We start from the raw sequence: 10,086 nt of genomic DNA on the forward strand, positions 1-10,086 counted from the left end.
TTATGAAAACTTATATTATTATTTCAGCTCTTATTCTTAGTTCCGCTTTTGTACCTCGACTATGCTCGGCACAAGCTACAGCACAAACAAACACAGTCCTCGATACCATTTATGCAAACGACACCAAAAACGTAGCCCTGTTTTTTCCAGAACCCATACGACAGGGTATAACCGGTTCGGATAATTTTGTTTTTACCTACAATCGTGAACAAGAACAATATTTTGGATTGCTTCAGGCAAAGCCTGGGAAGGAAAGTAATCTGTTGGTAGTCAACAGAAAGGGTTCAATTTTTTCGTATATTGTAAGATATAAAAAGCAGCTAACAAAGCTCAATTATTTCATCCCATTATCAAATAGTATTGGGAATGAAAAGCCAATAATAACCGATTCGAATCAGGTTGTAACTTCTGGAAAAAATATAGATAACAGAACCTACTATTATCAAAAATTCTGTACATATCTTCTTAACAGAAACCAACGTATTGGTCGGATTAAGAAGCGAAACGAAGGTATTGTTTTGAGTGTTGAGAATATTGTTTTTGATAAGTCAGCACTCTACTTCGTTATCCAGATTGAGAATAATTCTACGTTAGATTACGATTTAAATTTCTTGTACCTTTCAGTCGAAACAAGACAAAAAGGAAAAAAGAAATCTTTACAGCGTTTATATCAAAAACCTAATTACAAACACAATCTGGCTTCAAAAATTGCAGAGGGTAAAATAATACGATTCGTTTACGTGTTGCCCAAATTTTCATTATCCAATGACAGTAGGGCAATTTTAGAATTGAACGAGAAAGATGGCGAACGGAATATTGAATTGAAAATATCACATAGATATATCAATAACCCAAATTAATACTATTATGAAAAATTTCTTCATTTACTCAATCGTACTTTTATTCATTTCCTGTTCAGAAAATAAGAATATGTCGCCTTCTGAAACTGCAAAAGTTGTTGCTAAAAGCTTTTTCTCGAAAGATGTATCAGCTCTAAAGAAGCATACGACATCAGAAGGGTATGCCAGTTTGATTTCGGTTCAAAATATGATTCCTGAGTCAGATAAGGAAATCGAAGTGGAAATCTTAGAGGAAGCTATTGAAGGTGATATTGCTTGGGTAAAATACAGTACTAGCTTTGATGGAAAGTCTGGGGTTTTCAAATTGGTTAAAGAAAATGGACATTGGAAAGTGACTTACAAAGGGCCGAGAGAAAAAGGTCCTTTTTAAAAATGTTTTTCAACTAAAATATAAGGTTTGCCCTAAAACGTCTTCCCAGAACAGCTTGTTGTCCATTGAGAATGGCGCGTCCTCATATTCTTGCTCGAATTGTTCTTCAAAATCAGATGGTAAATCCTTTTGCATAAATGATGACAGCTCCTCCAAAAGCAATTCCAATTTTTGCATTTTTCGGGTTTTCCCGAAGTTCGCTTCCATATCTTCATTTATAAAATCGTTGGCCAAGGCTTCATCTAATTGTTCACGGTAAGCTAAAGCTTCAATATTGATATCCTTGTAAGCATACGTTTTAAAAATGATACCGACTATTATGGGGTGGAAACTTGTTAATGCCTCATCTAATTTCTTGGTCAAAGCTTCAAATTCTTCGAAATCGCTGGTATCGCTATACTTTCTAACAATACTGTCAATTTCACTTTTATCCTTTACATTTTTTAACTCTTCAACTAGGTTTTCCAATTCGGACTTTTCCTCGATGAGTTTGGTCAAGGTCGTTTCAAATTCTTCCTTTTCTTGAATCAATTCATCAAACTCATCTCGGTCCAATGGTTTTTTGAACTCGTTATCCTTTATGTAATTTTTGGTCTTTATAACAAATTCCTTTTTTTTTGCCGTCCATCGGTCACTTTTGATTTCTGAAGTTGGTATATTAAGTTTTTCTTGAAGAATATCCCTGACACGGTCCAAGCTTTTTTCGTCCAATAGTTTTTCAATTTGGATGGGTTCTTGAATAACACCCACGGTTTTATAGTTGATGGGTTCGATAATCATTGGAATTACCTCTGCCGAAGTGACCCAACCAGCCCCCATTTCGTTCATACAAACCTCACTTTCCTTATAATTCGGTGAAATGATAAGAAAATTGATTTTAGCCGTTTGTAATGCATCGAGTATAGAATTACGCCAATCTGTTCCCGATTTTATTTTAGTTCCATCTGTACTAGTGCAGAAAATTTTGCTAATTGGTACGCTCAGTGCACCGTGTAATATCAGGTCAATGAAATTATCTACTATCTGTTTATCCTTACCAGAGTGGCTGATGAAAATGTCTATTTTTTTTGCCATAATCTATTTGTTTTCTTGTGTAAAGTAAAGAGCCTCATCAATTAGCTCTACAATTTCATCAGCGCTGTTAGTAGTTTCTAATTCCTGTAAAAAATTATGTAACGCCTGTTCATTTACAGAATCTAAATCAAGATGTTTAATCATCAATTGTGTGGCCTCTTGAAGTCTTTTTTTCAATTCCGCAAGTTGTTTGTCAGCACTTCCGTGATATTTGAATCCCTTTCCGTTTTCGGTATTGATAAGATTGAGTAATTCCATTTTAGAAGCACGTCTTTTCCGCCTATCAAAGCGAAAGCCCCTATTCAAGTATGCTTCATAGAGCATCCCTTTTGTTTCACTTGTTTTTTCTTCTTTACCTAGTTTCATTATTAAACTCTGTTATATGATTTGTCTATCTTTTTTAATCGCTTCAAGAGTAGGTTGCAAATAGTCTGGTTCCTTGCCTTCAAAGTATTCAAGCATCAATGGATTCTTGGCAAAAAAATGACTGGTGAAATTTATCCAATCATCTACTGTAAGGGCACCGTTTATTTTAAACAATTTCTTGGATTGGCTTTTCACTTGATATTCGCCTTTAAGCTTGCTATTAAAATTATTTATTCTTCTTTCATAATATTCTGCTTCAGTATAAAATTGTAAGGCGCCATCAAAATGACGAAAATGCCCGGAATCGGAATCGTACTCTGCGTGTACATATCTAACAGGAAAATATCTTTCCCCATCCATTTCTATTGTGACATTAGGTTGCTTAAATTCTAAAGCTTGAAATACCTTAATGCTTTCGTAGGAATACCAACAGATATCCAACGAAAAGGCACTGGCATAAAAGAAATCCAGTTCAAAATCATCTAAATATTGAGGTGGTCTTAAATGGTTCACACCATCTTTAATTGATGCAACTTCTTCCGAGAATTTACCACCATACCAGGTATCTTCTTCAATTAAGATAGGGCCTTCTGTATCAATGCGCACCCGATCTAAATCAATTGCAATACTGACTTCATTATCCTGAAAATTTTGCTTCCAGAAATGGTCAATGAACCTTGGCGCAAAATTATTATGCTTAGCAAAACCACGTCGGAAATATGGACTTGCGAATAGAATGTAATTTTCACCATAAAGTGAACCTACATAGAATGGCTTTTTCTCAAACGAATTAATCAGTTTACCGAAATTTACTAAACCCTCTTTATCCAGCTTGATTGAGGGATTAATCTTAAGAGCAATATCTTTCGAATTGCATAATATCCCTAGACCTTGATGATAATCAAAGTTGGTTGTTTTTAAATCAATATCATATTCTTTACAGAATTCAATAAAGGCAGCTATTAAGTCCTTATGCTTTGATAGCTCACTAGCCTTTTCTTCAGCGAGATATTTTAATTGATTTGCAATAAGTTGTTTCCTATTCATATTCTAGTAATCTTTCAATTTAGCCACTCTATTTATCCGGGATAGATAGTGTATATTCTTAGTATCTTTCAAATCTTGATTCAAAGCCATCTCAATTTTTTCCATCAACCCCCTAACAGGATTTAAAGCTTTAAAAGGTTTTTTACCCAAAAGTTTAAGCATAAACAACATTGGCCCTGTAGGTAAACCAGTAGTAACACCAAGAGCCAGATTTAGAGATTGGGTTCCCAAATCTATGATAATGCCAGTTTTTCTTTGGACTTTTAAAAACTTTTGAACCTCAGTATTATACAATTCAACTTTTTGCTTTTGTTCTTCAGGGTTAAGAACTGTTAAAGTTTCAAGCAACCTCTTGCTATTGGGATAAACAATTTCTTTACTCAAGACTTCTTCTAATTCCAGAATTGGAATAAACTCGTTCATCTTAATGAGCTTTATAGGCTCTATAAGTGTATTTCCTTTTATCAACTGCTGTTCACCTTCAACATAATTTTTGAGCGAATCAGCTGTCGCTCCTTTATAGAAGTTTAGTAAAGTACCCATACTTTCAGTATAAGAAGCATCTGTAAATCCATCTTCACCTTTAACAGGGAAATAAGTTGCATTTAATGAATGAGAAATGTGTGCTGCATAGGAAAACACATTGAGCATAAACTCACTATTTTCGCTAATGTTTTTATGTGGTGGATTATCTATAATCTTGTTCACACCATAAACAGAAGCACTTAAAATGCTACCCAATTGCAGAACATCAAAGCTTTCTCGTTTAGCTGTGATAGGCCAGGTCAACGTTTTAAAAATAAAAGAAGCATCCATTTTAGTATTCTTGGCGACTAGTTCGCTGATAAATTTGAGCTCTTTTATAGTCAGTCCATCACCAAATAGATAGTTGTCTGCGGTCTCAACAATATCGCATTGCTGTAAAGATGCTAGTGCTCTTCTAGTGACGAGCGCATCTGGTTTTAAAGCAAAAACTTCATCAAGAAATTTTTTATCGTACCGTGAAATATCCTGAATGAGAATTAAAGTGATGCGTTCTCGCATAATCAGTTCAAGAAAATGAGATTTCTTTAATTCTAATTGTTTGAACCACTCATCCATATTTTTAGTTATGAGTGGTGATAGGAATATACGTTGGTAAAGTAAAATGCAATAGCGTAAATCTACATTTGGGAACATACTAAAATCTACATAGCAAGCATATTCATCTTCATCCAAAAAAAATAGTCTGTTTTTCTTAAAATCACCCTCATAAATGGCATCGATATTATCATACCAAATTGATTCATCTCGTTGAATGTACTCAGGTTTTTTACGACCAAGATTGTTGCAATAGTAAACCTTGGATTCCTCTTTTGAAAATCCGTTATCATAAGTCGGCGAATTTTCAAGTTCGTCTACATAGATTCTAAATTCAAGTCCACTTTTGTATCTCCTTAAAAAGTCTATAAGAGTTCCTTCTTGATACCTTGTCAAAAATTGTAGCTTTCTAGAACCGTTCTTTTCTATCCAATAGTTAGCAATATGGATATTTAAGATTCCCTGCTCATCTGTGATTTTATAAAAGTTGATATAAGGGAATTTGGACATCAACATATCTGCCCATCTAAAAATTGGCATTAAAACACCTTGCATACCTTTAGGAATATCTTTATCCTCTAAACTTGGCACCAATATAATCTTGCGTCTTGGCTTTCTTTTAGATAGTACTACTCGAAGAAAAATAGGCTTGATAGATTTTTCGAATTCTTGTTCGACGGCAACCAAATCTACCTTTCTATTTGTAATTTGAATGACGAAAGAATCATCTAAAGTCTGATAAATGACAGTTTGAAGTTCAGGATATTTTGACCTTAGATTCAAATCCGCTTTTCGAATCAACCCATAATTTTTCTGCTCATCATTTTTAATTGATATGTATCCCATCTAATTTTTATACTTCTCTTACCACCTAAATGCCCCGTCCATCAGTTCTACTTCACTTCGCTTTATCCCTATTCTCTTTGCTTTGCTTTCCCAATTTTTCACGACTCCTAACACTTCCGAAAGTATGGTTTCCATTTCATTTTCACTTAAGCGGAAATATATTCCCACACTTTTTGCCAAGTCAAAACTCATTGCATTATCGTCCATATCTATATTTAGTGACAAACCATCTTTTTCTATTGAGGGGTTTAGGTCATAAGCGGGGGATAGAATCCAACCTTTATCGGTTAGCATAAATCCGTGATTACGTAAATGGTCATCTGTATTAGAAATAGCGATATTGAAAACTATACGTCGCCAAAGTTGATGTAAATTAGCTTCTACATCGGCACCATAATTTTCTATAAATTCTACGATTTCTAGATAACTTGGTGCGGACTCTTTTATACTAGCTTCTGTATTTCCCGTCATCGTCATCGCTGAAGCAAAGTGAATTCGTTTTCCATTGTCTCTATCAAACCTTCTAGTAAGAAAGGTGTTGTACTGACCACTAATTTTTTCTATTTTAGAATCTGCCATTACTATCCCTGCTGCAGTAGCAAGTTCATAGGCTAAAAACTCCCAGGCAGCCTTATCAATTGTGTCCGTCTTTGATGGAAACTTTGCTATCCACAGATTCTTTTTGGCGTCAAAAATATTCGCCTTTGGTCTTGCACCCCCTAAAGAAGAACCTGGTGCTATCAAAACCGCAATCCATTTTCGTACAGCATCGCTTTGGTCATCATTTTCTAGTTGTTTAGCTGCCTCCTGCAAATCACCTAGCGAAGACCAAGGTGGAGTCGGGCTATGTTCATCGTTATCTAAAAATGGTCCATCCAAATCCGTTTTGAAACGTAACGCACCCATTCTGCTCTCATCAAAAACTCCGAGAAGATAATCTATTTCATAAAGTGTAGGCGCTTTTTCATCCTTTGCTCTAGCATCTTGGGCAGCTCTTCGCTTCATCAAAGTTTTACCCCAAGTATCGGGCATACTATCTAAGAAAATTCCAAAATTCTCTTTGTTCGCAGGATATTGTGGGCCAGAATAAAAGTCGATGTCTGGGTCTAGCAATCGTTGTGCATCGGTCTTTAACCAATCTTTATCATACTCAAAGCTGAACGCCTTTTTCCCTTTTGCGAAATGAGCAGAGAGTATACCTATAAGGCTTGGTTCTTCCAATCCTACCCAATCAGCAAAAACGTATATGTCAAATTTTCCTTCAGCCATTTTTCTTATAATAAATCAAGGTCTTGTAATTTCCTTCCGAATTCATCATCCACAGCTAGTATCTTAAAATCATCTTCCAAATTCAATACCCTGAAAACATTAAAATAGGAACCTATGGCAACCGCTGGGTCGCCCTTTTCAATTCTGTACAACGTTGTACGATTAATTCCGGCACGCTCAGAAACTTGCTCCGTTGTGAGCTTTCTTCGCTTTCGTGCAAGCTTTATATTCTCACCCAACTGTTCAAAAATCTTGAGATACTTTGGTAAAAGAACTGCTTTTTTAGGATTCATTTTGTTGCATATTTACCACAAATATATTATTATTGTTGATAATATGCAACAATTTATGAATTATCCAACATTCGATACCGATTTACTGATTCAAACAGACAGGGAAGAATTCAAACTTTATATCGAAAAAGTATTGATTGAAAATTTAAATACGAAAGAAACTCCAGTCGGAATTACCGTGGATGTGACTTCATCGGACAATCCAGATATAGAAGACAGAGACTGGATTTATAATGCTTCCCTTTCTGATATCTACATTTCGGTATCACTCATAAAAAAACATATAGTTCCGGACTCAAAAGGATATGCGGACTTTCTTGAAAAATTTGACTCTTTTTTAGAAATTTTTAAAAGTATGTCAAAAATAGATGGGTTAGAGCTGGCACCTTTTTCAATCCACTTTGAGCTTGAAAACACCTATATTTTAAAATTTCTATTCCATCCATTACCTGAGAATACTGATTACGTCACTATTATGGCATCAGCCTTAGATACAATTAGTCACTTGCATCAAGAAAAGGAAAATGAGTTAAAAACTGCCATTCAAAACTCATATTCAAGAAGAAACAATAAAAAGTACTTAACCTTTTCAGATGATGGCTGGAAAGTGCTCAACCCATTATTGGAAATTGGTAAAGAAATCACCAAAGACTACAGAAAAGACAGAGATTGGCGTGTGAAAAAACCGCACATAATGCTTAATCAAGATAATTTCACTCAACGTTTTATCCTTGACTCAAATTGGGTACTGGTATTTGACCATCTAGAAACAATGCTAATTCAGCCTAATGACGTAGCCTTGTACTCTAATATTGCGGACAGATGCTTGAATCAGGCTTTAGAATTTTATGAGAAAGTTATTTTACCACGTCATAAACAATGGCACGGTAGTTTTCCACCTTTAGAAATCCAAAAAGAATACTACGATTATTTTGAGATAATAATTGAGGCTGTCATCTTTGCATACACTGCCTTGGAAGCTTTTGCAAACATCTGTATACCATCGGGATGGGAATATCAAACGGAAGCTAATGGGGTAAAAACTATCTATTCTAAGGAAGCTATTGAGCGGAAGTTTCCACTTCGTGAAAAGTTTAAAAAAATAATTCGGACTATCTTAAACACCCCTGACCCAAGTCGTGAAGACTGGTGGATATCATTTACAGAGCTTGAAAGCCTAAGAAACGAAATCATCCATACTAAGCAATCCAAATCTGAAGAGCGATATGCAAAGCTACTTTCAGAGTCCATTTTTAACATTGTCAGAAATCACAAAAACATTATTAAATTTTATGGCGAACATATTTCTAGATACAAAACGGAACTCCTCGAAGAATTTCCATACGAGTTTGACTATGATGATGTAAATCCAGGATTAATGACGGATAAAAACTATTTGGAATCATACAAATCCATACATAACATCAATCTAGATAAGTCCGATGAAGAGGAAGAATAGCTTTAGTTAAATATCGACTTCGCCTCTTCGTAAACCCGTTCAAAATTAGCCTTCAAATCAGCTTTAGAAAACTGTTTAGTTTCATTAGGTAGTTCCCTTTTAATTTCGGCTAATTTAAACTGTACTTTCTTATCCTTACCATCAGCATACGTAATAAACTCGCCTTGTTTCAATCTAAAGAAAACATCTGCTCTAATCTTCGGGATTTCCTTTTCGCCTGTTGTTATGCGCGTATCAAAATCGAGATTATGCCCACGACTTATGCTCTTGGTTGGGTCTTTGATGATTTCAAAAAAGCGTTCGTAATATTTTGCGGTGTCCGGGTCATTTACCTTACCGAAAAATTGGTAAGACAGATTGCTTAAAATGGCTTTGCTCGCTTTATCGCCATACATCATATCGTTCTGTATTTTGTCCTGCATCACATAAATGGTTGAGATATTATAGCTTCGAAGTGTTGCTGGAATACGATGCATATTCAACAATCGTATGGTAGGCGCTTCTTCCAAAAGTAAAAAAGACGGTCTCTGACCGCGAACACTCATTTGCTTTGTTATGGTATGAATAATAGCGGCAATTACAGGCGAATACGAAGTTTCAAATTTTGGGTTGTTGATTATCGAAATTACCGCTGGATTTTCTTCGCTATTTATATCGAATGGCACTTCGTCTGCGGACAATGCCATAAATATACGTTGTGTACTAATTCGTTTCAGCGCATTTGCCAATGTGCTTTTTACACCAGCGGTCTGCTTTTCAGAATCTTTGCCACTTATAAATGCATCAGCCATTGCTCTTGATGTCGTATTTGTTTCCAGAAATCGGATAAGGCTATCGGTATCCAAAAATTGATAAATAGCAATTAAATGTGGTAGGGTACAGAATTGTGGATAGGTGGTTTTTAATTTCCAAATCAAACCACCTATCAATCCTTCAGCAGCATCATTGAAAAATCTAGTTGTACCGGTTGTTCCAGATTCTCTTTGCTCTAAAAGATTTTCAATCAATACCCTCGACACTTCATTTACGCTTTCCTCATTCTCTAAATAATGTGGTGCTATCGGATTTACCCTGTGGATGATTTTATCGAAAGAAATAATCTTAAACGGGATATTGCCATCTTTAAAAAGTGGATATACCATTTCGGTCAATTCAAAATCTTTATAATCGTGAATGATTCCGCAAAAACCTTCTTTTTGGAAGTGTTTAAGAAATCCGTAAACGACACTTTCGGTTTTTCCGCTTCCAGCGGATCCGATGACGGATGCGCCACGTTTAATATTATCTAATTTAAAATTTCCTTTGGTAGTAGCAAAATTGACTTGGTATCTACTATCGCCATTTTGCGAGTTTTCAGTTTTATGCAAAAAAACGTATAGTCCTGTATTAATTAATAGTAGCGGACAAACTAGATACAACAAA

At 35.3% G+C, this 10,086-nt stretch carries 10 protein-coding genes; 3 read left to right on the forward strand and 7 right to left on the reverse strand.

The window, feature by feature from the left end; genetic code table 11:
- Positions 1-2: 2 nt before the first annotated feature.
- Together AACZ41_RS08455 and AACZ41_RS08460 are read left to right on the forward strand one after the other, a co-directional pair.
- Positions 3-860, forward strand: coding sequence for a DUF4138 domain-containing protein (locus tag AACZ41_RS08455; protein WP_339627966.1), 858 nt, complete (start codon positions 3-5; stop codon positions 858-860).
- Positions 861-867: 7 nt separating this feature from the next.
- Positions 868-1,230 carry a hypothetical protein gene (locus tag AACZ41_RS08460; protein ID WP_339627967.1) on the forward strand — a complete coding sequence of 121 codons (363 nt, stop codon included), beginning with the start codon at positions 868-870 and terminating at the stop codon, positions 1,228-1,230.
- A gap of 9 nt (positions 1,231-1,239) precedes the next feature.
- On the opposite strand, the gene AACZ41_RS08465 is transcribed toward AACZ41_RS08460, so the two are convergent.
- The 6 genes from AACZ41_RS08465 to AACZ41_RS08490 are packed head-to-tail and all read right to left on the reverse strand — an operon-like array spanning position 1,240 to position 7,205.
- Positions 1,240-2,304, reverse strand: coding sequence for a TIR domain-containing protein (locus AACZ41_RS08465; protein ID WP_339627968.1), 1,065 nt, complete (start codon positions 2,302-2,304; stop codon positions 1,240-1,242).
- 3 nt (positions 2,305-2,307) lie between these two features.
- Positions 2,308-2,670, reverse strand: a complete 363-nt coding sequence (locus AACZ41_RS08470) for a hypothetical protein (protein ID WP_339627969.1) — start codon at positions 2,668-2,670, stop codon at positions 2,308-2,310.
- A gap of 12 nt (positions 2,671-2,682) precedes the next feature.
- Positions 2,683-3,717 carry a hypothetical protein gene (locus tag AACZ41_RS08475; protein WP_339627970.1) on the reverse strand — a complete coding sequence of 345 codons (1,035 nt, stop codon included), beginning with the start codon at positions 3,715-3,717 and terminating at the stop codon, positions 2,683-2,685.
- Positions 3,718-3,720: 3 nt separating this feature from the next.
- Positions 3,721-5,643: a hypothetical protein gene (locus AACZ41_RS08480; protein WP_339627971.1), complete on the reverse strand. Its 1,923-nt coding sequence runs from the start codon at positions 5,641-5,643 to the stop codon at positions 3,721-3,723.
- An 18-nt stretch (positions 5,644-5,661) separates the two neighbouring features.
- On the reverse strand, positions 5,662-6,912 hold the full coding sequence (locus tag AACZ41_RS08485) for a HipA domain-containing protein (RefSeq protein WP_339627972.1): 1,251 nt from the start codon (positions 6,910-6,912) through the stop codon (positions 5,662-5,664).
- Positions 6,913-6,917: 5 nt separating this feature from the next.
- Positions 6,918-7,205 carry a helix-turn-helix transcriptional regulator gene (locus AACZ41_RS08490; RefSeq protein ID WP_339627973.1) on the reverse strand — a complete coding sequence of 96 codons (288 nt, stop codon included), beginning with the start codon at positions 7,203-7,205 and terminating at the stop codon, positions 6,918-6,920.
- A 55-nt stretch (positions 7,206-7,260) separates the two neighbouring features.
- Between AACZ41_RS08490 and AACZ41_RS08495 the strand changes: the two genes are divergently transcribed.
- On the forward strand, positions 7,261-8,664 hold the full coding sequence (locus AACZ41_RS08495; RefSeq protein WP_339627974.1) for a hypothetical protein: 1,404 nt from the start codon (positions 7,261-7,263) through the stop codon (positions 8,662-8,664).
- 2 nt (positions 8,665-8,666) lie between these two features.
- Here the strand turns inward: AACZ41_RS08495 and AACZ41_RS08500 are convergent, their stop codons facing one another.
- Positions 8,667-10,085, reverse strand: a complete 1,419-nt coding sequence (locus tag AACZ41_RS08500) for a type IV secretory system conjugative DNA transfer family protein (protein ID WP_339627975.1) — start codon at positions 10,083-10,085, stop codon at positions 8,667-8,669.
- Position 10,086: the final 1 nt, after the last annotated feature.

This window comes from uncultured Maribacter sp. (assembly GCF_963974015.1).
GTDB lineage: Bacteria > Bacteroidota > Bacteroidia > Flavobacteriales > Flavobacteriaceae > Maribacter.

Bases quoted from the DNA above. Each gene is read 5' to 3' on its own strand.
- AACZ41_RS08455 (WP_339627966.1), top strand. From the start codon at position 3: ATGAAAACTTATATTATTATTTCAGCTCTTATTCTTAGTTCCGCTTTT.
- AACZ41_RS08460 (WP_339627967.1), top strand. From the start codon at position 868: ATGAAAAATTTCTTCATTTACTCAATCGTACTTTTATTCATTTCCTGT.
- AACZ41_RS08465 (WP_339627968.1), bottom strand. From the start codon at position 2,304: ATGGCAAAAAAAATAGACATTTTCATCAGCCACTCTGGTAAGGATAAA.
- AACZ41_RS08470 (WP_339627969.1), bottom strand. From the start codon at position 2,670: ATGAAACTAGGTAAAGAAGAAAAAACAAGTGAAACAAAAGGGATGCTC.
- AACZ41_RS08475 (WP_339627970.1), bottom strand. From the start codon at position 3,717: ATGAATAGGAAACAACTTATTGCAAATCAATTAAAATATCTCGCTGAA.
- AACZ41_RS08480 (WP_339627971.1), bottom strand. From the start codon at position 5,643: ATGGGATACATATCAATTAAAAATGATGAGCAGAAAAATTATGGGTTG.
- AACZ41_RS08485 (WP_339627972.1), bottom strand. From the start codon at position 6,912: ATGGCTGAAGGAAAATTTGACATATACGTTTTTGCTGATTGGGTAGGA.
- AACZ41_RS08490 (WP_339627973.1), bottom strand. From the start codon at position 7,205: ATGAATCCTAAAAAAGCAGTTCTTTTACCAAAGTATCTCAAGATTTTT.
- AACZ41_RS08495 (WP_339627974.1), top strand. From the start codon at position 7,261: ATGAATTATCCAACATTCGATACCGATTTACTGATTCAAACAGACAGG.